We start from the raw sequence: 21401 nt of genomic DNA, 5'->3' as shown, positions 1-21401 counted from the left end.
ACGGGCCGTTCCTTGCGAAATTTGCAAGGAACGGCCCGTTCATAGCATTTGCGGGAGGAGGATCAGCGCTCCGAGATGGGCGCGTAGTCCCGCGACGCGTAGCCGGTGTAGATCTGCCGCGGGCGGCCGATCTTGGTGGCCGGGTCCTGGATCATCTCGCGCCAGTGCGCGATCCAGCCCGGCAGGCGGCCGAGCGCGAACAGCACGGTGAAGTACTTCGTCGGGAAGCCGAGCGCCCGGTAGATCAGACCGGTGTAGAAGTCGACGTTCGGGTACAGCTTGCGCTCGATGAAGTAGTCGTCCGAGAGCGCGGTCTCTTCCAGCTTCTTCGCGATGTCGAGCAGCTGGTCGCCGCCCTTGAGCTTGGAGAGGATCTCGTCCGCGGTGTTCTTGATGATCTTCGCGCGCGGGTCGTAGTTCTTGTAGACCCGGTGCCCGAAGCCCATCAGGCGGACACCCTTTTCCTTGTTCTTCACGCGCTGGACGAAGTTCGCGACGTCGCCGCCCTCGGCCTGGATGCCCTCGAGCATGTCCAGGACCGCGCTGTTGGCGCCACCGTGCAGCGGGCCGAACAGCGCGTTGATGCCGGCCGAGATCGAGGCGAACAGGTTCGCCTCGGAGGAGCCGACGAGGCGCACGGTCGAGGTGGAGCAGTTCTGCTCGTGGTCGGCGTGCAGGATGAACAGCAGGTCGAGCGCCTTGGCGACGTCCGGGTCGACCTCGTAGGGCTCGGCCGGGAAGCCGAAGGTCATCCGCAGGAAGTTCTCGACCAGGCCGAGCGAGTTGTCCGGGTACAGCAGCGGCTGGCCGACGGACTTCTTGTACGCGTACGCGGCCAGGGTCGGGACCTTGGCCAGCAGGCGGATGGTGGACAGCTCCACGTTCGCTTCGTCGAACGGGTTGAGCGAGTCCTGGTAGAAGGTCGACAGCGCCGATACCGCGCTGGAGAGCACCGGCATCGGGTGCGCGTCGCGCGGGAAGCCGCTGAAGAAGGCCTTGAGGTCCTCGTGCAGCAGGGTGTGGCGCTGGATCTTCCCGGTGAACTCTTCCAGCTGAGCCTGCGTGGGCAGCTCGCCGTAGATGAGCAGGTACGAGACCTCGATGAAGGTCGACTTCTCGGCCAGCTGCTCGATCGGGTACCCGCGGTAGCGCAGGATGCCGGCGTCACCGTCGATGTAGGTGATGGCCGAGGACGCGGCGCCGGTGTTCACGAAGCCCGGGTCGTGGGTGATGTACCCGGTCGTCGCCAGCAGCTTCCCCAGCTCGATCCCAGGCGCACCCTCCACCGGGTGGATCACCTTGAACTCGTGCTCGCCATTGGGCAGGCGCAGCGTCGCGGTCTCGCCGGACTGCCCCGCAGCCGTCGTCGCGTCGGACATGTAAGTCCCTCTCACGTTCAGCACGGGCCGGCGGCGCCTGTAGGTTCCACAGGTACGCCCTCTTTCACGCGCGTGACCCATGGCCTCGCTGCACACCGCCCCGCTGGGGTATGAATTCCCCTCCACGCTAGTCGAGAATGGGGTCAACGCGCAGCGGGTGAGTTGCTCACAACAGCCCCTTTGGGACCAGGTTCACACGGCGGATGCCATATCTTCGGCCGTCGGCGGTTCCGCCCCGCTCCGCGAGACGGTGATCGACGCCGCTTTCGCCGCGAATTCGAGCGCCGTACGCCAGCCGCCGGGGTCGAGAGTGGACACGTCCCGCACGCCGTTCGAGTACAGCCAGGCCAGCAGGGCGCCTTGCACGGTGTCACCGGCGCCGATCGTGTCGACGACGTTGACCCGGCGTGACGGGACCTGCGCGATTTCGCCCGCTCGTGTGATGACGGACAACCCGCGCGCGCCGCGGGTGAGCACGACGGCATCGACTCCGCAAGAGGTCCAGACCTTTGCCGCGTCGACCGGGTCGGCGCCTTCGGCGAGCCATTCCGTGTCGTCGTCGGAGATCTTGAGCAGGCGGACATGCGGCAGCCAGGACTCGAACCGCGCCCGGTACGCCGCCGGATCCTCGATCAGCGCCGCACGGATGTTCGGATCGAGGACGGTGAGCACGCCGCGCGCGGATTCGCGGCGCAACAGCGTTTCGTACGTGCTCGCGCCCGGCTCCAGGACCATGCCGAGGGTGCCGAGGGAGAGCGCCGTCACATCTTCGGGGAGCGGTCCGGGGTCGGCGACGAGCCGGTCCGCGGTGCCCTCGGTGTAGAAGGTGTACCGGGCGGAGCCCTTGTCGTCGAGCGCGACCACGGCGAGCGTCGTCGGCTCGTTTCCCCGCTGCAGCAACGCGGTGTCGACGCCGGAGGCGTGCAGACGGTCCACCAGCGCGACACCGAAGCGGTCGTTCGAGACGCGCGAGAGGAAACCCGTCGGGACGCCGAGCCGCCCGGCGGCGAGCGCGACGTTGTAGGGACCACCACCCATCCGGGGCAGCAGCGCGCGCAACCCACCGTCCACAGTGGAATCCAACGGTTCACCAGGAACGAGGTCGACCAGCGCCTCTCCACCCACCACGATCACGGGCGCGATGCTAGCCGAGGCGGTGGTTCCACCACCAGAATTGTCAGTTCAGGACATTTTTTGTCGCTATCCCGCCAAGAAGGAGTTCCGACAGCGCGGTGAACGCTTCGGCGTCGGTCACCCCGGTGCGCTGCCCGATCACACCGGTCTGGATTCCCTCGATGATCAATCCCGCCATTTCCGCGATCAGCCGCGCGTGCACCTCACGGAAAACACCGTCGGTGACCCCTCGGTCGATGAACGACCGGATCCGGGCGGCCGCCGCGCGGCTGTTGAGCTGATACGCGTCCCGCGCCGGCGCGAATTCGGCGATGTCGGTCATGAAAGCGGCCGAGGCGCGATTCAGGTATTCGGAGATCCCGGCGAGATACTCGCCGAGGATCTTGCGGGCGTCGTCGATCCCGGCGATCCGCTCCTCCAGCAGCTCGGCGGCGCCCTTGAAAAAGTGGGTGACGACCTTCACCGCGAGCTGCTCCTTGCTGGGGGCGAGCGCGTAGAGGGTCGATTTCGAGCAGCGGAGCCTCGCGGCCAGGTCGTCCAGCGTGAACTGGGAGAACCCCTCGGCGAGGAAGAGCGCTTCGAGTTCCGAGAGCAGTGCTCTCTGGCGCGCGGTGGGCTGGCGGCGCGAGGTCATCGGATCACTATCCCCTAAGCGAACGGTGTACCCCCAGCGCCGTCTACTGTACGCTGAATCAGCCCACAGTACTGTTTTTAGTACCGTTCAGCTCGGAGGAGCCATGCCGGCGGACCGTCTGCTGCCCAGCACCGAGGCCCAGGACCTGATCGACCTGGCCAAGGAGATCGCGCGCGAGGAACTCGCCCCGATCGCGAGCAAGTACGAAGAGACCGCGCACTTCCCGCGCGAGCAGTTCCGGCTGCTCGGCCAGGCGGGGCTCCTCGGCCTGCCGTACTCGGAGCGCTGGGGTGGCGGCGAGCTGCCGTACGAGGTCTACCTGCAGGTTCTGGAGGAGATCGCCGCGGCGTGGATGTCGGTGGGCGTCGGGCTCTCCGTGCACACGATGTCCTGCTTCGCGCTGGCGCACCACGGCACCGACGAACAGCGTGACCGCTGGCTGCCCGCGATGCTCGAAGGCGGTCTGCTGGGCGCGTACGCGCTCTCGGAGACCCACGCCGGCTCCGACGCGGCCGCGTTGTCCACTCGCGCGCGGCTCGACGGCGACCGGTACGTCGTGAACGGCACGAAGGCATGGATCACCCACGCGGGTGAGGCCGACTTCTATACGACGATGGTGCGCACCAGCGACGAGGGCGGGCAGGGCATCAGCTGCCTGCTCATCGACGCGGCGACGCCGGGCCTCTCGGCCGCGCCGCCCGAGCGGAAGATGGGCCTCACCGGCTCCACCACGGCCCAGCTGATGTTCGAAGACGCCGCCGTCGACGCCGAACGCCGGATCGGCGAAGAAGGCCAGGGGCTGAAGATCGCGCTGTCGTCGCTCAGCTCCGGGCGGCTGGGCATCGCCGCGTGCGCCGTCGGCCTCGCGCAGGCCGCCCTGGACGAAGCGCTCGAGTACGCGAAGGGCCGCACGCAATTCGGGCGGCCGATCATCGAGTTCCAGGGCCTGGAGTTCCTGCTGGCCGACATGGCCGCGACCGTCGAGACCTCGCGCGCGATGTACCTCGACGCGGCCCGCCGCCGCGACCGCGGGCTGCCGTTCCAGCGGCAGGCGTCCATCGCGAAGCTCGTCGCGACCGACGGTGCGATGAAGGTGACCACCGACGCCGTGCAGGTCCTCGGCGGCGCCGGCTACACGAAGGACTTCCCGGTGGAGCGGTACATGCGGGAAGCGAAGGTGCCGCAGATCTTCGAGGGCACGAACCAGATCCAGCGCATGGTGATCGCGCGGGAACTCCGGAAAGGCTGACACTCCGCGCTGATACGATCACCGATGGTCATCTCGCTGGCCGTGAGACACTGTGGATGACGTGAGGAGACGCTGTGACAGCCGTTCCCCATTCCACGACCGGGTCGCACGGTGAACCAGGGTGGGCCATCCCGGATCACCTGCTGTCGGTCGCGGAGTACGCGGCGCTCGGTGAGCCCGATTCCGGATTCACCGAGCTCGTGGAAGGCCGCCTCGTCATGTCACCGAGCCCCAAGAGGAGACACAACAAGGCGCTGTACGCCTTGGCCAGGCAGCTGGAGTCGCAGCTGCCCGATCACCTCGAATTCGTCCAGGACATCGACGTCGATCTGGGACTCGTGCCCCCAGGTGAGCCGGGTTTCGCCAGGCGGCCGGATCTGATCATCGCCCTTCGCGAGGCAGGCGAACGGATCGACGAAGAAGACACGATGTATCACGCGGATGACGTCGTCGTGGTGGTCGAGATCGTGTCACCTGGATCGAAGCGCACCGACTACGTGACCAAACACGGCGAGTACGCCGACGCGGGGATCCCGCATTACTGGATCGTCGACCTCAGCGAGCCGGTCTCGCTTGTCGCCTGTCACCAGGCGGGCGAACTCGGCTATCAGGACGCTCCGGCCATGACAGGCGAATTCAAGGCCGTCGAACCGTTTCCGGTGAAGCTGGATCTCGACCGGCTGCTGTCGTGAGTGTTTCGGGTCGTTAGAACGACCCGAAACACTCACGAGCCTCCGTACCCCGGCGGGCCGAACTGCTGTGGCGGCGGACCGGGCTGCTGCGGCCATCCGTTCTGCGGCGGATAAGGCCGCTGCCCCGGTGCGGGTTGCCACTGAGGCTGCGGAAAACCCTGCTGCTGCGGGAAACCCGGCTGCGCCTGCCACTGCACATCCTGCCGAGCCGCGGCGATGGCGCGGTCCTTGCGCCGTTTCCCGCGGATCAGCATCGTCGCCCCCAAGCCGGTCAGCGCGACACCGACCCCTGCCATCCAGAGACCGTGATTCCGGAACGTCTCGGCACGGGACTCGGCGGCGGCCTTCATCTCGGCGTAGGTGTCCTCGTCGACCACACGGCTGCCCTTGGTGCTTTCGCAGACGTCGCCGGGGCCCATGATCCGGCCACCGCATTTGATGACGCTCGCATCCTCACGGGCGAACAACAGGGTGACGACGAGAAACCCGATACCGACGACCAGAACTAGAACCCAGCGCTTCATGTGTTACACATCCTCCCCAGTGTGTAACACATGAGAGCACGGGCCGGTCGTTCTGACAAGACCGGGGTCAGCCTTCGCGGTAGCGCCGCTCCTCGGTGACGCCGACCCCGGTCTCCTCGTCGAAGTGGTAGACCTCGCGCCCGCGCACGAACACGCGCATCGCGCGGTTCATCACGTCCAGCGGGTCACCCGACCAGATGACCACGTCGGCGTCGAGGCCCGGCTTCAGCGAGCCGACCTGGTCGTCGAGATCCAGCATCGCGGCGGGGTTGACGGTCAGCGCCTTCAGCGCGGTCTCCGGGTCCAGGCCGTCCTTCACCGACAGCGCGGCCTGGTACACCAGGAAGTTGATCGGCACGACCGGGTGGTCCGTGGTGATCGCGATCCGCACGCCCGCCCTGGCGAGGATGCCGGGCGCGCGCAGGGTGCGGTTGCGCAGCTCCACTTTGGACTTGGTGGTGAACAGCGGCCCGAGGATCACCGGCACGTCCCGCTCGGCGAGCAGGTCCGCGATCAGGTGGCCTTCGGTGCCGTGGTTGATCACCAGCTTGTAGCCGAACTCGTCCGCCAGCCGGATCGCGGTCACCATGTCGTCGGCGCGGTGGACGTGCTGGTCCCAGTACAGCTCCCCGTCGAGGACCTTGGCCAGCGTCTCCTTGGTGAGGTCGACGTCGAACGGCTTGCCCTCGCCGGCGGCGTGCTCGCGCTGGGCGGCGTAGTTGCGCGCGGCGGTGAAAGCGTCACGGATGGTCGAAGCGACACCGAGCCTGGTCGACGGCGTCTGCTTCTTCTCGCCGTACACACGCTTCGGGTTCTCGCCGAGCGCGCTCTTCACGCTGACACCCTCGGCGAAGATCATGTCGAGCACGGTCCGGCCCCAGGTCTTGACGCCGATCGTCTGCCCGCCGATGGGGTTCCCCGAGCCGGGCTTGATGACGACGCTGGTGACGCCGCCCGCGAGCGCGTCGTCGAAGCCGGGCTCGTACGGGTCGATCCCGTCGATCGCGCGGAACCGCGCGCCGTTGGGATCGGTCATCTCGTTGGTGTCGTTCCCGGACCAGCCTTCGCCGTCTTCGTGCACACCGAGGTGGGCGTGCGCGTCGATGAACCCCGGCAGCACCCAGCTGCCCGCGGCGTCGATCAGTTCGGCGTCGTCGGGGACGTCGACCTCGGCGGCCGTGCCGACCGCGGCGATCTTCCCGTTCTCGATGAGGACCGTGCCGCCGTCGATGGGATCACCGTCGACCGGGACGACGTAACCACCGACGATGGCCTTGACCTGTGCTTTGTCAGACATACTTTGACACGCTAACGAACTGGGCCGCCGGTCCGCACGCGGGGCTTTTCGAAATGGACCAGTTCGTAGTGCTTCTCGGACGTGCGGTGCGTCTCGACGTAGCCGAGCTTCCGGTACATCCGCAGCGGACCGGCGCTCCGCTCCCCGGTGAACAGGCGGAACACGGTCACCGAAGGCGGCGCGGCGTCTTCGGCGGCGAGCAGCAAGGAGCTGCCGAGCCCGTGTCCCTGCCTGTCCGGGGCGACGATGAGCCTGCCGACGAGACCGGCGTCGCCGTCCACGACGATCCGCACGCTCGCCACCAGCCGCCCGGATTCCCTGATGCCCCAGGTGGAACACGCGGGATCGCCCAGAGCCGCCTTGGCTTGCTCGAAGGTCTCCATCAGCGGCGGGAGGTCGATGTTCTCGTGCGCCCTGGCCTCCGGGACGTACGCCGCGCGCTGCAGCGTGAGCACCTCGCCCGCGTCGGCGGGCCCCAGGCGGAGAAGCGGCATCTCAGCGCACCCGGATTCCCCAGCTCCCGGTCCACGACGACGCGGGCTCCAGCTCGATCAGGTCGGTGCCGGTGTTGAGCGCGTCGGCGGGGCAGGTCATCGGCTCGATCGCCACGGCCCGGCCGCGGCCGACCAGGTCTTCCGGCGTGAAGACCTGGGCCCAGCGGAAGTCCGGCCCGGCCCAGACCAGCAGCTCCCGGTCCCCGTGCGAGAGGACGTGGTGGTGGTTGCCGTCCTCGGCGACGCTCAGCCCGCCGAACGCCGTGTCGAGGTCGACGCCTTCGAGCAGCTTGCCCGACCGGAAGTCGTACTCGGTGCCCTCGACGTCCTGCTCGTCGGCGTACGGCATCTGCTCGTCGCCGAGATACGGCCGGACCCGGCTCGCGGGCAGCGTCAGGGTCAGCTCGTCGGTGGGCGCGTCGCCGATGCGGAAATACGGGTGCGTGCCGAGCCCGACGCCGATCGGGCTCTCGCCCTCGTTGCGGATCTCGTGGGTGACGACCAGTTCGCGCGGCGAGAGCTCGTAGGTGATCGTCGCGCGCAGCGGCACCGGCCAGCCCTCCTGCGCCGGGACGTCGATGGCCAGGGTGATCGACGACTCGGCGTGTTCGAGGAGCTCCCACTCCTCGTGCCGGGTCAGGCCGTGGATCGCGTTGCCGCGCGCCTCTTCGGTGATCGGGAGCTGCTGTTTCTCACCCTGGTACTCCCACTGGCCGCCCTTGGTGCGGTTCGGCCAAGGCAGCAGCACCTGCCCGGCGCCCTTCGGCGGCTTCTCGTCCTCGGCGAACGCCTCGACGTACGGCACCCCGCCGACCTCGAACGCGCGCAGCCCGGCACCGATCTCGGTGATGACGGCTCGCGCGTTGCCGCGGGTGATCTCGAACTGCTCTCCGGTGGGATTGGCCATGCCGACGAGGTTACTGTGAGAACGCCACGCCCGGACGAAGGAGACCGCCGCGATGACCGTTCCCGGCTACCCCAGCACCGTCGGCCGTGTCCTGGAACGGAGCGCGCGCCGCGTCCCGGGCCGGGTCGCCCTCACGTTCGCCGATCGCGTGTGGACGTACGCGGAGCTCGACCGCGCGGCGGGCCGGGTCGCGGCGAAGCTGCTCGATCGCGGGCTCGTCCACGGCGACCGGGTCGCCGTCTTCGGAAAGAACTCCGACGCGTACCTGTTGCTGTACCTCGGTTGCGCGCGGGCAGGGCTGGTGCACGTGCCGGTGAACTTCAACGCCCGCGGCGAGGAACTCGAGTACCTGCTCACCCAGTCCGAACCCGCCGCTGCCTTCGTCGACCCCGCGCTGGCCGAGCACGTCGGCGTCGATCATGTGTCCACTCTGGACGTTCTGGACTGGGCGCTGGACGAGACCGTCGAGCCGCACGAGGAATCCGGGGTCGCGGACGACGACCTCGTCCAGCTGCTCTACACGTCCGGGACGACCTCACGGCCGAAGGGCGCGATGCTCACCCACCGCGCGCTGGTGCACGAATACTCGTCCTGTATCGCCGCGCTCGACCTGAGCGACCGCGACGTGCCGCTGCACGCGTTGCCGCTGTACCACTCGGCGCAGATGCACGTGTTCCTCATGCCCGGGCTGGCCGTCGGCGCGACGAACCATCTCGTCGAAGGGCCCGACCTCGGCGACATCCTGGCGCGGATTCCCCGTCAGGGCATCACTTCGCTGTTCTTCCCGCCGACCGTCTGGGTGGGACTCGCGAATCATCCCGGTCTCGCGGACGCGGACCTGAGCTGCCTCACCAAGGCGTACTACGGCGCGTCGATCATGCCTGTCCCGGTTCTGAACGCACTCCGCGCACGGCTGCCGGAAGTCGGGTTCTACAACTGCTTCGGGCAGTCGGAGATCGGTCCACTCGCGACGGTGCTGCGACCCGAAGAGCATGACGCACGCCCGGATTCCGTGGGCCGCCCAATCCTTTTCGTCGAGACGCGCGTGGTGGACGCCGAGATGAACGACCTCCCGCCGGGCGAACTCGGCGAAGTCGTCTACCGCTCTCCCCAGCTGTGCACCGGTTACTGGGGCAAACCCGAGGAATCGGTGGAGGCGTTCGCGGGCGGCTGGTTCCATTCCGGCGACCTGGTTCGGCAGGACGAGGAGGGTTACCTGTTCGTCGTCGACCGGATCAAGGACGTCGTCAACACCGGCGGCGTGCTCGTCGCGTCACGCGAGGTGGAAGACGCACTGTACGCGCATCCCGCCGTCGCCGAGGTCGCCGTCGTCGGCCTTCCGCACGAACGCTGGATCGAGGCGATCGCCGCGATCGTCGTGGTGAAGGAACCCGTCGGAGAAGCGGAACTGATCGAGTTCTCGAAGAAGTCGCTGGCGGCGCACAAGGTGCCGAAGTCGGTGCATTTCGTCGGCGAACTGCCGAAGAACGCGTCCGGGAAACTGCTCAAACGCGAACTGCGGCAACAGTTCGGCGGGTCAGCGTCCGCGATCGGCGTCTAGCGATTCGGCGTACGCGGCGAATTCGCAGGCCGCTTCGAGACTGCCCGGACGCGGTGGATCCTCTGGATCCCAGCCGAGTTCACGGTCCTGAAGCACCTGCGTGAGCAACGGGCGCCAGCGCGGATCGAGCTGCTCGCGCGCCCATTCGAGCGCGCCGCGTTTCGACTCGACCTCGGCCGTGCGCAAGGTGTAGAGCACGCGGCAACAGGTCGACACGATGTAGCGCTGGGTCCAGGCGATGTCGAAGGGCGCCCACGTCCGGACGCCGTCGACCAAGCCGTGCAGTTCCTGGCGCATCGCCGCGCGCATCGCGTCCGGCGGCGGCTCGTCGACGAGGCTCGCGATCGGCGGGCCGTCGAGCACGATGCCTTTGTGGCGCAGGATCCAGCGTGTGTGGAGGCTGTTGCAGTGGGTGTCCCAGATCAGGACGCGATGGCCGTGGTCGCAGTACAGCCACGGGGTGCCGAGCCCCTGGCTGGTCTTCAGGGACGCGATGTCCGCGTACGAGCCCTCGATTTCCTTACACCAGAAGCCTTCTCCGGTGGGGAGTTCGTCGTGGAGCACGCGGAGATCGGCTTCGATCCGGCCGCTCGGCGGTTCGGTGGTCGCGATGATGAAGTCGCAGTCGCTGTGGAGGTCACCCGCGCCGAGCGCGAAGGAGCCCTGGACGTACGCGCCGACGTACGTGTCGCCGAGGATCTCGCGGGCTGAGGCGACCAGGTCGGTGAGGACCTGGTCGAGTTCGGTGTAGGGCGTGTACACGGGCCGGACGTTACCCGGCCTTATGAGCGGCAAGGCGTGACTCGCGTGATCAGACACGTAACTCACGTGATCAGAGGCGTAACTCGCGTGATTGGACGGCGCACTCATGAGGGCGGCGTCTGATCACGCGAGTTACGCCTCCAATCACGCGAGATCCGAGTTGGATCACCCAGGCTTACTAGACCGGTCGTCATAGTTTGAGCTACAGTCGCCGCATGGTCCGCCGCACCGACACCCGGCAGCGCATGCTCGACTCCGCCGCCGACCTCTTCCACCAGCAGGGTTACCACGCCACCGGGCTCAACCAGCTTGTCGCCGCAGTGGGCGCGCCCAAGGGGTCGCTCTACTTCCACTTCCCCGGCGGCAAGGAGCAGCTGGCCGCCGAAGCCATCCGCCAGTCCGCCGACCGGCTGTGCGACCAGCTGCGCACGATCGCCGCGAACGCGCCCGACATCGTCACCGGTATCGAGAACGTGGTCGACGCGCTGGCGACCTCGCTGGAGGAGTCGGATTTCCAGCGCGGCTGCCCGCTCGCGACGGTCGCGCTCGACGCGTCGGGTGACAGCGAGGTGATCCGCCAGGCCTGCGCCGACGGCTACCAGTCCTGGCACACCGTCATCGCCGACGCGCTGGACACCGACAAGGCGGACCACCTGGCGACGGTCGTCCTCGCCGCCGTCGAGGGCGGCTTGCTGCTGGCCAAGACATTGCACGACACCGCGCCCTTGCGCGCGATCGCCCCGCACCTTCGCACCACACTCGAACGGGAGCTCTCCTGATGCGCGTCCATCACCTGAACTGCGGAACCATGCGGCCGGTCGGCGGCAAACTCATCGACGGCAAGCCCGGCCTCTTCCGCCGCGCCGAGCTGATCTGTCACTGCCTGCTGCTGGAAACCGACAATGGGCTCGTACTCGTCGAAACCGGCGTCGGCACCCCCACAGTCACCCGGCCGGCCGAATGGCTCGGCGCCGGTTTCGTCCGGCTGGTGCACCCCGACAGCGACGACGACCTCAGCGCCACCACCCAGATCCGCAAGCTCGGCTTCGACCCGGCCGACGTGCGCGACATCGTGCTCACCCACCTCGACCTCGACCACGCGGGCGGGCTCGTCGACTTCCCCCACGCGCGGGTCCACGTCCACGATCGCGAGCTCCAGGCGCTGGAGAAGCCGATCGACCGCAAGGAAGCGAGCCGCTACCGCAAGGTCCAGTTCGACCACGGGCCGATCTGGCGCTCGTACCGCGCCGACGGCGAGCCGTGGTTCGGTTTCGACGCCGTCCGCGAGCTCGACGGGGTCCCGGACGTCCTGATCATCCCCCTCGCCGGGCACACCCGCGGCCACGCCGGCGTCGCGGTCGACACGGGTGACGGCTGGCTCCTCAACGCCGGTGACGCCGTCTTCCACGGCGGCGAGCTGGAGCGAAAGCCGCATATCCCTCTGGCCTTGGGCTTCTTCGAGTCGTACATGCAGACGGAGAAGACGGCACGACTGGACAACCAGCGCCGGCTGCGCGAACTTGTCAGTAACAACGGTGCCGAAGTGACGGTCTTCGCCGCGCACGACGCCACCGCATTCGAACGGCTCAGCCAGAGGAGCAGGCTATGAAGGTGCACCACCTGAACTGCGGCACGATGCGCGCACCGGGAGGCAAGCTGCTCGACGGCCAGCCCGGGCTGCTGCGCCGCTCGGAGCTGGTGGCGCACTGCCTGCTCATCGAGACCGGCGACGGGCTCGTACTGGTGGACACCGGCTTCGGCCGCAAGGGCGTCGCGGATCCCGGCGCGTGGCTCGGCACGCCGTTCACGCTCATGGTCGGCGCGAAGCCGGTCGAGACGGAGACGGCGGCGCACCAAGTCGAAGCGCTCGGCCACAAGCTCGAAGACGTCCGGCACATCATCTGCACCCACCTCGACGTCGACCACGCGGGCGGGCTCGCGGACTTCCCGAACGCCGTCGTGCACGTCCGCACCGCGGAGCACGACGCGGCGACGTCACCGGCCAACCAGAGCGAGAAACTGCGGTTCCGGGCCAACCAGTTCGCCCACCGTCCACTGTGGAGCATGTACGACGAGGCGGGGGACGACTGGTTCGGCTTCCAGGCCGTCCGCGAGATGAAGGGCCTGCCGCCGGAGATCCTGCTGGTGCCGCTCGCGGGCCACACCAAGGGCCACACCGGCGTCGCGGTCGACACCGGCGACGGCTGGCTGCTGCACGCGGGCGACGCGTACTTCTTCCACGGTCAGATGGATCCGGTGAAACCGCATTGCCCGCCGGGGATGACCGCGTTCCAGAACATGGTGCAGACGCTGCGCAAACCGCGGCTGGAGAACGTCGAGCGACTGCGCGAGCTGAGCCGAGAACACGCCGACGACGTCACCGTGTTCTCGGCCCACAGCCCGGTGGAGTACCAGGCGCTCAGCCGCGGCTAGCGCCTAGCCGACCGGCGGCTCGACGGGCTGCCGGTCTTCTTCACTGTGCGTGGCCCGCATGACGAGCCAGTTGATCCCCCACAGCACGATGCCGACGCCGAGCAGGATCGCGGCGACCTTGTAGTCGCGCGCGGGCCGCCCGGACAACGGCGTCACCAGGTAGACGCAGAAGATCGCGGCCAGCACCGGGATGATCGTCGGCGCCCGGAAATGCTTGTGCGCCGCCTTCTCCTTGCGCAGCACCAGGACCGCGACGTTGACGATGGCGAACACCGCCAGCAGCAGCAACGCCGTCGTGCCACCGAGCACGCCGATGTCCACAAAGGACACGAGGCCGATCGCGATCAGGCTGGTGAACACGATCGCCACCCACGGGCTGCGGCGGAACGGGTGCACGGTGCCCAGCTGCTTCGGGATGATCCGCTGGTTCGCCATGCCGTAGAGCAGGCGGCTGGCCATCAGCATGTTGATCAGCGCCGAGTTGATGACCGCGAAGAGACCGATCGCGGAGAACACCTCGCGCGGGAAGCCGGGCGCCCCGACGTCGAGCACCTTCAGCAGCGCGCTGCTCTTGGCCGCCGCCAGCTCGTCCGCGGGCACCAGCAGCGAAGAGGTCACCGACACCATGATGTAGATGGTCGCGGCGATGACCATGCCCCACAGCATCGCCTTCGGGAAGATCCGGATCGGGTCCTTGCACTCCTCGGCCATGTTCACCGAGTCCTCGAAACCGACCATCGCGAAGAACGCCAGCGACGTCGCCGACGTGATCGCCACCAGCATCGTCTGGTTCTCGGTGTCGAACTCGACCAGCCGCGAGGCGTCCCCGTTGCCGTTCAGCACCGCCCACACGCCGACCCCGATGATGATCAGCAGACCGCCGATCTCGATACAGGTCAGCACCACGTTGGTCTTCACCGATTCGGAGACCCCGCGGAAGTTGATCAGCGCGAGGCCGATCACGAACAGGATCGCCACCAGCGGCATCGGCGCGGTGATGAACTCCTTGAGATAGGTCTCCCCGAAGGCCTTCGCCGCCGACGAAGCCGATGTGATCCCGGAGCACATGACCGCGAACGCCACCATGAAGGTGAGGAAGCGGATCTTGAACGCCTTGTGCGTGTAGAGCGCGGCCCCCGCCGCCTGCGGGTACTTCCCGACCAGTTCCAGGTAGCTGAACGCGGTCATGAACGCGACCACGAACGCGATCAGGAACGGCAGCCAGAGCGCGCCGCCCACCCGGCCGGCCACCTGCCCGGTGAGCGCGTACACGCCCGTCCCGATGATGTCCCCCACCACGAAGAACAGCAGGAGCTTTGAACCCATGACCCGTTTGAGGCTCGGCTGACCGGCCGGACCGGTCTGTTCTGTTGTCGTCGTGTCCGCCATGCGGCAAGAGTGTGCCGTATCACGTCTGGTGCCGACAGTCCGGTTTGGTCAGTTCTTCGTCACGGGTTGACGAAGCCTGCCTTTGGGTAAATCGGTCAGTTGGCGTCGACCGCGGTCTTCACCAGCGGGAGCATCATGTCCTGCGTCATCTTCGCCGGGCCGGTGTAGTTGATCAGCACCGGGACGTCGTCCACGAGTTCGGCGGCCGCCAGCGTCGCGGTCTTGTTCTCGTCGGTGTAGTAGAGGGCGCCCTCGCCGACACCGGCGACGTCCTTCGCGTTCTGCTTCGCCTTCTTCAGCGCCGCGACCATCTCCGGGGGCTTGATCTTGTTGCCTTCGAAGCGGGTCACGGCGAGCGCGCCGATCTGCTTGCCGGCGGCCGAGTAGACGCAGCTCTTGGCCTTGCCCCCATTGGCGGCGTTGTCCTGCACCGGGCCCGGCGCCGACGTCACGCCCTGGATGGAGACGGCCTTGCCGACGGCCTCGGCGGGCAGCAGCGCACACGGTTCCTTCGCACCGGCGCCACCGGTGGGCGCGGCCGAGGAACTCGGCGCGGCGGAGGTCGAGGGGGCCTGGCTCGACGGCTTGGCCGCGTTGTCCGTCTTTTCGCCCCCGGACGAACAGGCGGAAAGGGTCGCGATGACAGCGGCGAACAGGACGATCGCCCGTGAAATACGCATGGGCCCGACGATAGACGGGACGGCTCAGTCCACCGGGGCCCGGTACCGCCAGAACGACGGGATCAGCAGCGCCGCGCCGACGACCAGCACGATGACCAGCACCCCGCCGCCGGAGGCCGCGGCGGCCGTGCCGACCCCGGCGGCCGCCCAGCCGTGGGTGAGGTCGGCGATCCGCGGGCCGCCCGCGACGACGACGGTGAACACGCCCTGCAGCCGTCCGCGCATCTCGTCGGTGGTGGCGACCTGCAGGATCGACATCCGGTAGATCGCGCTGACCATGTCGGCCGCGCCGGCGAGCGCCATGAAGAAGACCGCGAGCCACAGCGAGTTCGCGAGCCCGAAACCGGCGACGGCGGCGCCCCAGACGCAGACCGAGACGATCACGCCCGCGCCCTGGTTGCGGATCCTGGTCAGCCAGCCGGAGAAGAGGCCGATCAGCATCGCGCCCGCCGGGAGCGCGGCGTACAGCCAGCCCAGCGCCGGACCGCCGCCGGGCGGGTCGCCGAAGGTGCGCTCCGCCATCTCCGGGATCAGCGCGCGCGGCATACCCGCGACCATCGCGATGATGTCGACGAGGAACGACGCCAGCAGAATCTTCTGCGTGGCCAGGTACTTGAAGCCGTCGACGATGTCGCGGATCCCGGCCCGGCGCGCGATCTCGCCGAGCGGCGGGATCGACGGAAGCCGGTAGACCGCGACGAGGGTCAAGGTCAGTGCGAGAACGTCGATCAGGTAGAGCGTCGAGAGGCCGAGGATCGGGATCAGCGATCCGGCGAGCAGCGGACCGAAGACCGCGCCGAAGGTGGCCATCGTGCTGCTCAGCGCGGTCGCGGGCGCGATCAGGTTGTCCGGGACCAGCCGGGCGACGACGGCGCTGCGGGTCGGCATGTTGACCGCGAAGAACGCCTGGTTGACCGCGAGCAGGCCCAGCACGAGCCAGACGGAGCCGACGTTCAGGAACGCCTGGAGCCACAGGACCACCGAAGTGAGCGTGACGCCGACGTTGGTGACGAGGAGCAGCTTGCGGCGGTCGACGGCGTCCGCGATGGCGCCGCCCCAGAGCCCGAAGACGAGCAGCGGGATCAGGGCGACCAGGCCGGTCAGGCCGACATACGCCGACGAGCCGGTGAGATCGAAGACCTGTTTGGGGACCGCGACGGCGGTGAGCTGGCTGCCGATCGCGGTGACCGCCGTGGAGAGCCAGAGGCGGCGGAACGCGGGGATCTTGAGCGGCCGGGTGTCGACGACGATCGAGCCGAACAGCTTGCGGACACCCTTGCGCTGTTCAACCCCCACGTCGTCACTCACAACCCGACAGCTTAGCCGCGCTAACTAACCATCCGCGCGCGATTTATGTCACCCGGTCACGCGTGAAGGCCCCCTTCCCTCGGCCAGCCGCGGCCTCGGTGACCCAACGGTCTCCCGGGAGCGCGCCAGCGCGACGGGGAGACTTCACCGCCGCGCGCCCTCTTTCGGGCCGAAGGCCCCCGGAAACGCGATGAAGGGGCGCCTCTCCGCTCAACGTGACGTTGCAGCGGAACGACGCCCCTTCGGCGCGTTTGCGGAAGCGCGCTGGCAAAAATTACGGCGCGACGCGCTCGATCTGCCAGCCGTCGTCGGTCCGGACGTAGCGGAGCCTGTCGTGCATGCGGTCCTCGCGGCCCTGCCAGAACTCGACGACGTCGGGCCGGATGCGCCAGCCACCCCAGTGCGGCGGGAACGGGATGTGCTCGACGTCGGCGAAGCGGCGCTCGATGCCGTGCAGCGCGGTCTCGAGGGCGCGGCGGCCGTCGACGACGCGCGACTGCGGCGAGGCCCAGGCCCCGAGCTGCGAACCCCGCGGGCGGGACGCCCAGTACTCGGCGGTCTCGGCGACGTTGACCTTCTCCACCTCGCCGCGCACGTGGACCTGACGCTGCAGCGGGTACCAGGGGAAGGTGACGGACGCGTAGCGCGTCGCGGTGAGGTCGTGGCTCTTGGTGGAGGTGTAGTTCGTGTAGAACACGACGCCACGCTCGTCGAGGCCCTTGCACAGGACGGTCCGGGAGGACGGCCTGCCCTCCGGGTCGGCGGTGGCGAGCACCATCGCGTTCGGTTCGGCGATCCCGGCGGAGACGGCCTGGTTCAGCCAATCCTGCAGTTGGTCGGTCCAGGTCTCCGCCAGCGCGGACTCGTCGAAGGCGGCCCCTTCGTAGGCCACCCGCATCCCGGGCAGGCGCACGACGGCGTCGCCGTTCCCGGCAGCGCCTTCTTTGATCTCCGGCATCATCCGCCAAACCTCCGTACCCGGTCGGGGCATCTGTGACTTCGGCTTTGCCGCCGACGGTATTGCCTCCGACGCGGCGGCGAAACCCACTGAACGGTGACACCCGCCACCCCTGCTGGATCATCTGTGTGTAGCCGCCGGACCGCAAGCCGTCACCTCCCCGTTACCTGGCCGAGCCTGATCGATCAAGGTCGAACGTCGGCCACCCGAAGCCTTCACTCCGATTCCTTCCGCCCGCCCGCGAAATCGCGCCCGGCTTCACCAATGACGGAAATGCCCTGGACAGACCGGGTGCACGCGGATCGGCGAGGAATTCTTTCCGCTTTTGTTTCGCCGATATTTCGGGATTCCGCGAACAATTCTTCCGATTTTCACGGCAGCCTCCAGGCCCGGCCCGGCTAATTCTGTCGATTGACAGAAATTACCGCCCGGAACATCTCCCCCGGATGTGTCAGCGAAGGCCGGCTCCGGGACGGCAATTCGCGTCCCGAAACCGGCCTTCGCTTCTGTCAGTTCGTGACAGTGAACTCCGCCCGGACGATCCAGCCCCAGCAGTCGTAAGTGGCCGTGTAGCGCCCCGGCACCGTCCCCACCGGACCATCGCCGCGCAACGCGACACCGATGCCGCCGGTGCCGCCGTCGCCCACCACCCGCAAGGGGATCGGGGCCGCGAGACCGTCCGCGACGAGGGACGTCGCGAGCTCACCCGCACCCGACGGGCGCAGGCAGTAGATGTCCGCGGTGACCGTCCCACCTGCGACGACGGCGCTCGGGCCGATGACCAGACTGGACGGTCTCGTCGCGTTCGCCTGCCCCGCGCCCGCCAAGGTGGACAAGATCGCCGCCCCCGCGACGCACAACGCGGCCGACCGGATTTTCATCCTCTGCTCCCTCCGGAAATTTTCACCCGCCACCCGATGGACGTACGGCGTCCGGGACCGGGTTGTCCACTCCCCGAGACTCCGCCCTTTGGGGCGAACGGCCGGATTTAGCAGAATGTGACAGCGAATCGTGCAAGAGCCGACGATCACACTAGGTAGACCTTGCGCCACTCGATAGGATCGCCGCCGAGAGCAACGGGGTGATCACCTCTATCCAATATGTTCAGAGGTTTGGACGGGACGGCCGGGTGTGCGGCCGCACCATCCGCCATTGCCGGCCGGGCTTCCGGGAGGGAGTCCGACACCGGTCGATCAGTCCTGCGCTCGAACAGCCGGAACTTTCCACGCCCGAGTTACTCCCCTTCCCCAGGAGTGCGTTGTGATTTCCCGTTCCCGCCGTCTGCTGACGGCGTTGTTGTGCGCCCTTTCGCTGGCGGGCGTGACCGCCCTTTCGGCTTGTTCCGACAGCACGGCCGCTTCCGGCACCAAGGTCACCATCGGTTACAGCGCCTGGCCGGGGTGGTTCCCGTGGGCGGTGGCCCAGGAGAAGGGCCTCTTCGAGAAGAACGGCGTGAACGTCGACCTGAAGTGGTTCGACAGCTACACCGAAAGCATCAACGCCCTCTCCTCGGGCGCGATCGACGCCAACAGCCAGACCCTGAACGACACCCTCGCCTCGGTCAGCGGTGGCGCGAAGCTGTCGGTGGTGCTGGTCAACGACAACTCGACCGGCAACGACAAGATCATCGCCCGCCAGGGCATCACCGGCGTCGCCGACCTCAAGGGCAAGAAGATCGCCGTCGAGCAGGGCACCGTCGACCACTACCTGCTGCTGCTCGCGCTGCAGGAGGCGAAGCTGACCGAGAAGGACGTCGAAATCGTCCCGCTGCTGACCGACGCCGCCGCGGCCGCGTTCGTCGGCGAGCAGGTCGACGCCGTCGCCGCCTTCGCCCCCTTCACCTCGAAGGCGCTCGAACGCCCCGGCAGCCGCGCGATCGCGACGTCGGCCGAGTTCCCCGGCGCCATCCCGGACCACCTCGTCGTCTCCGAGCAGATGTCGAAGGAGCGCAAGAAGGAGGTCCAGGCGCTGGTGAACACGTGGTTCGAGACCATCGACTGGATCAAGCAGAACCGCGAAGAGGCCGTGAAGATCATGGCGAAACGCGGCGCGGTGTCGATCGACGAGTACAAGTCCTACGACGCGGGCACCACGATCTTCACCAAGCAGCAGAACCTCGACGCGTTCACCCCCGGCGTCACCCCGGCCCACCTGAACTTCCAGGCCGGCAAGATCGCCGACTTCATCGTCTCCAACGGCCTCGCGCAGAGCAGGCCGAACTTCGACGGGCTGTTCGACGACCAGTACGTCAAGGCGGTGAAGTGAGCGCCACGGACGCGTCGGGGCGGGCCGCTCAGCGGACGGACGCCGCTGACGAGGCCGAGGCACGCCGTCTCGAAGACGAGCAGCGGCTCGCCGAGGCGCAGGAAGAGCGGCGCGGCGCGCGACCGGACTGGTCGCCGCTGCCCCGCCGGGCGGGCCTCAAGCCGAACGCCTCCCCGTTGTTCTCGCTCCGGACGCCGATCCCCGCGCGGTGGCGGTGGACGCTGGCGGTGGCCTCGTTCGTCGTCCCGCTGCTGATCTGGGTGACGCTGAACGCGCTCGGCACGATCAAGCCGATGTTCCTGCCGACGCCGGTCGCGGTGTTCGACGCGCTGGTGAAGATGATCGAGTCGGGTGAACTGTTCAGCGACCTCTGGGCCACCACCCAGCGGGTGCTGCTCGGCTTCGGGCTCGCGATCCTCGTCTCGGTGCCGCTCGGCATCGTGATGGGGACGTTCGACGCGGGGCTGGCGCTGTTCGAGCCGGTCATCGCGATGCTGCGTTATCTGCCGGCGAGCGCGTTCATCCCGCTGCTGATGATCTGGCTCGGCCTCGGCGAGCCGTCGAAGGTGGCGGTGCTGTTCCTCGGCACGGTCTTCTTCAACACGCTGATGATCGCCGACGCCGTCCGCGGGGTGCCGCGTTCGCTGCTCGACGTGTCCTACACGCTCGGCGCGCGGCGCGGCGAGGTGCTGCGCAAGGTGATCGTCCCGCACGCGCTGCCCGGCATGATCGACGCGACCCGCGTCAACGCGGCGGCCGCGTGGAACTTCGTGGTGGTCGCCGAACTGATCAACGCCACCGCCGGGCTCGGCCTGCGGATCATGCGGGCGCAGCGGTTCACCCAGACCGACCGGATCTTCGCGCTGCTGATCGTGATCGGCCTGCTCGGACTGGTCATCGACATCGCGCTGCGGCTCCTGCGGGCCAGAGTCGGGAAGTGGGCGGCATGACGCTTCAGCTGAAAGCGGTCGCCAAGGACTACACGGTCCGCGGCAAGACCACCCGGGCCCTCGACGGGATCGACCTCGACATCGCGCGCGGCGACTTCGTCTGCGTGGTCGGCGCGAGCGGGTCCGGCAAATCGACCCTGCTGTCGCTGATCGCCGGGCTGACCGAACCGACCGAAGGCCTCATCACCCTCGACGGTGACGCGGTGACCGGGCCGGGCCCGGAGCGTGGGCTGGTGTTCCAGCACGGCGCGCTGTACCCGTGGCGCACGGTGGAGGGCAATGTCGCGTTCGGGCTCGAACTGCTGAGCCTCGACAAGGCCGAGCGGGCGCGCCGGATCGACTGGTATCTCGAAGAGACCGGGCTCGATCATCTGCGCAAGTCGTTGCCCAAACAGCTTTCCGGCGGGCAGAAGCAGCGGGTCGCGATCGCGCGGGCGCTGGTGTGCGAGCCCGACGTGCTGCTGCTGGACGAGCCCTTCGGCGCGCTGGACGTCCAGACCAAAGAGGACATGCAGGTGCTGATCCGCCGGATCTGGACCGACACGCACACCACCGTGCTGATGGTGACCCACGACGTCGAGGAGGCCGTGTTCCTCGGCGGGCGCGTCGTGGTGCTGGCCTCGGATCCGGGCCGGGTGGCCGCGGACATCGCGGTCGACCTGCCCGGTGAACGCGACCTGGGGATCAAACGCACGCCCGAGTTCGTCTCGTTGCGCGCGTCCATCGAAGACCTCGTCCGGGAACAGCACCGCGGACATCTCGGGCGGAGCCGGGGAGAAAGGTGA

Annotated in this window: 22 protein-coding genes; 9 read left to right on the top strand and 13 right to left on the bottom strand. The window is 68.1% G+C overall.

Features of this window, described 5'->3' with window-relative positions; translation table 11 throughout:
• Positions 1-62: 62 nt before the first annotated feature.
• The 3 genes from DMC61_RS31815 to DMC61_RS31805 all read right to left on the bottom strand — a co-directional run bounded on the left by DMC61_RS31815 (position 63) and on the right by DMC61_RS31805 (position 3147).
• The gene (locus DMC61_RS31815; protein ID WP_016337474.1) at positions 63-1379 is read right to left on the bottom strand and encodes a citrate synthase; all 1317 of its coding nucleotides are present in this window, start codon (positions 1377-1379) and stop codon (positions 63-65) included.
• Between the two features lie 192 nt (positions 1380-1571).
• On the bottom strand, positions 1572-2513 hold the full coding sequence (locus tag DMC61_RS31810; RefSeq protein ID WP_125693851.1) for a carbohydrate kinase: 942 nt from the start codon (positions 2511-2513) through the stop codon (positions 1572-1574).
• A 43-nt stretch (positions 2514-2556) separates the two neighbouring features.
• A complete protein-coding gene (locus DMC61_RS31805; RefSeq protein WP_037347986.1) occupies positions 2557-3147 on the bottom strand; it encodes a TetR/AcrR family transcriptional regulator in 591 nt (196 codons plus the stop codon).
• A gap of 103 nt (positions 3148-3250) precedes the next feature.
• Here DMC61_RS31805 and DMC61_RS31800 point away from each other — a divergent pair, with 103 nt between their 5' ends.
• Both DMC61_RS31800 and DMC61_RS31795 read left to right on the top strand, forming a co-directional pair.
• Positions 3251-4396, top strand: a complete 1146-nt coding sequence (locus DMC61_RS31800; protein WP_063274274.1) for an acyl-CoA dehydrogenase family protein — start codon at positions 3251-3253, stop codon at positions 4394-4396.
• Between the two features lie 74 nt (positions 4397-4470).
• Complete coding sequence (locus DMC61_RS31795) at positions 4471-5088, top strand: Uma2 family endonuclease (protein WP_125693849.1); 618 nt, start codon at positions 4471-4473, stop codon at positions 5086-5088.
• Positions 5089-5120: 32 nt separating this feature from the next.
• Here the strand turns inward: DMC61_RS31795 and DMC61_RS31790 are convergent, their stop codons facing one another.
• The 4 genes from DMC61_RS31790 to DMC61_RS31775 all read right to left on the bottom strand — a co-directional run bounded on the left by DMC61_RS31790 (position 5121) and on the right by DMC61_RS31775 (position 8310).
• The gene (locus tag DMC61_RS31790) at positions 5121-5612 is read right to left on the bottom strand and encodes a hypothetical protein (protein WP_125693847.1); all 492 of its coding nucleotides are present in this window, start codon (positions 5610-5612) and stop codon (positions 5121-5123) included.
• Positions 5613-5679: 67 nt separating this feature from the next.
• Positions 5680-6909 carry an amidohydrolase gene (locus DMC61_RS31785; RefSeq protein WP_125693845.1) on the bottom strand — a complete coding sequence of 410 codons (1230 nt, stop codon included), beginning with the start codon at positions 6907-6909 and terminating at the stop codon, positions 5680-5682.
• A gap of 11 nt (positions 6910-6920) precedes the next feature.
• Positions 6921-7403: a GNAT family N-acetyltransferase gene (locus tag DMC61_RS31780; protein WP_125693843.1), complete on the bottom strand. Its 483-nt coding sequence runs from the start codon at positions 7401-7403 to the stop codon at positions 6921-6923.
• A gap of 1 nt (position 7404) precedes the next feature.
• Positions 7405-8310, bottom strand: a complete 906-nt coding sequence (locus DMC61_RS31775) for an aldose 1-epimerase family protein (RefSeq protein WP_125693841.1) — start codon at positions 8308-8310, stop codon at positions 7405-7407.
• 52 nt (positions 8311-8362) lie between these two features.
• On the opposite strand from DMC61_RS31775, the gene DMC61_RS31770 reads away from it, so the two are divergent.
• Positions 8363-9871: a fatty acyl-CoA synthetase gene (locus DMC61_RS31770; RefSeq protein WP_125693839.1), complete on the top strand. Its 1509-nt coding sequence runs from the start codon at positions 8363-8365 to the stop codon at positions 9869-9871.
• Here DMC61_RS31770 and DMC61_RS31765 read toward each other — a convergent pair.
• Entirely contained in the window at positions 9848-10633 is a 786-nt protein-coding gene (locus tag DMC61_RS31765) for an aminoglycoside adenylyltransferase domain-containing protein (protein WP_125693837.1), read from the bottom strand. The genes DMC61_RS31770 and DMC61_RS31765 overlap by 24 nt on opposite strands.
• Positions 10634-10848: 215 nt before the next feature.
• Between DMC61_RS31765 and DMC61_RS31760 the strand changes: the two genes are divergently transcribed.
• From DMC61_RS31760 to DMC61_RS31750, 3 genes are read left to right on the top strand one after another with little or no spacing between them, the layout of a single operon-like run.
• Positions 10849-11412 carry a TetR/AcrR family transcriptional regulator gene (locus DMC61_RS31760; RefSeq protein WP_125693835.1) on the top strand — a complete coding sequence of 188 codons (564 nt, stop codon included), beginning with the start codon at positions 10849-10851 and terminating at the stop codon, positions 11410-11412.
• Entirely contained in the window at positions 11412-12242 is an 831-nt protein-coding gene (locus DMC61_RS31755; protein WP_125693833.1) for an MBL fold metallo-hydrolase, read from the top strand. The genes DMC61_RS31760 and DMC61_RS31755 overlap by 1 nt, the downstream gene beginning before the upstream one ends.
• The gene (locus tag DMC61_RS31750; RefSeq protein WP_125693831.1) at positions 12239-13066 is read left to right on the top strand and encodes an MBL fold metallo-hydrolase; all 828 of its coding nucleotides are present in this window, start codon (positions 12239-12241) and stop codon (positions 13064-13066) included. Before DMC61_RS31755 ends, DMC61_RS31750 begins: the two co-directional genes overlap by 4 nt.
• A gap of 3 nt (positions 13067-13069) precedes the next feature.
• Here DMC61_RS31750 and DMC61_RS31745 read toward each other — a convergent pair whose 3' ends face one another.
• The 5 genes from DMC61_RS31745 to DMC61_RS31725 form a co-directional block, all read right to left on the bottom strand.
• A complete protein-coding gene (locus DMC61_RS31745; RefSeq protein ID WP_125693829.1) occupies positions 13070-14455 on the bottom strand; it encodes an APC family permease in 1386 nt (461 codons plus the stop codon).
• 95 nt (positions 14456-14550) lie between these two features.
• Complete coding sequence (locus tag DMC61_RS31740; RefSeq protein ID WP_125693827.1) at positions 14551-15135, bottom strand: DUF3558 family protein; 585 nt, start codon at positions 15133-15135, stop codon at positions 14551-14553.
• A gap of 24 nt (positions 15136-15159) precedes the next feature.
• Positions 15160-16443: an MFS transporter gene (locus DMC61_RS31735; protein WP_125693825.1), complete on the bottom strand. Its 1284-nt coding sequence runs from the start codon at positions 16441-16443 to the stop codon at positions 15160-15162.
• Between the two features lie 274 nt (positions 16444-16717).
• Positions 16718-17404, bottom strand: a complete 687-nt coding sequence (gene pdxH / locus DMC61_RS31730; protein ID WP_016337491.1) for a pyridoxamine 5'-phosphate oxidase — start codon at positions 17402-17404, stop codon at positions 16718-16720.
• A 506-nt stretch (positions 17405-17910) separates the two neighbouring features.
• Positions 17911-18282, bottom strand: coding sequence for a hypothetical protein (locus tag DMC61_RS31725; protein WP_125693823.1), 372 nt, complete (start codon positions 18280-18282; stop codon positions 17911-17913).
• 379 nt (positions 18283-18661) lie between these two features.
• Here DMC61_RS31725 and DMC61_RS31720 point away from each other — a divergent pair, with 379 nt between their 5' ends.
• Genes DMC61_RS31720 through DMC61_RS31710 form a run of 3 tightly spaced genes read left to right on the top strand, consistent with a single transcriptional unit; the run spans position 18662 to position 21401 of the window.
• Complete coding sequence (locus tag DMC61_RS31720) at positions 18662-19666, top strand: ABC transporter substrate-binding protein (RefSeq protein ID WP_125693821.1); 1005 nt, start codon at positions 18662-18664, stop codon at positions 19664-19666.
• Positions 19663-20616 carry an ABC transporter permease gene (locus DMC61_RS31715; protein WP_125693820.1) on the top strand — a complete coding sequence of 318 codons (954 nt, stop codon included), beginning with the start codon at positions 19663-19665 and terminating at the stop codon, positions 20614-20616. The genes DMC61_RS31720 and DMC61_RS31715 overlap by 4 nt, the downstream gene beginning before the upstream one ends.
• On the top strand, positions 20613-21401 hold the full coding sequence (locus DMC61_RS31710; RefSeq protein ID WP_016337495.1) for an ABC transporter ATP-binding protein: 789 nt from the start codon (positions 20613-20615) through the stop codon (positions 21399-21401). Before DMC61_RS31715 ends, DMC61_RS31710 begins: the two co-directional genes overlap by 4 nt.

Source organism: Amycolatopsis sp. WAC 04169 (assembly GCF_003947535.1).
Taxonomy (GTDB): Bacteria; Actinomycetota; Actinomycetes; order Mycobacteriales; family Pseudonocardiaceae; genus Amycolatopsis; species Amycolatopsis keratiniphila.
The sequence above is the reverse complement of the archived record's forward strand: the minus strand, read 5'-3'. Positions and strand labels throughout refer to the sequence as shown.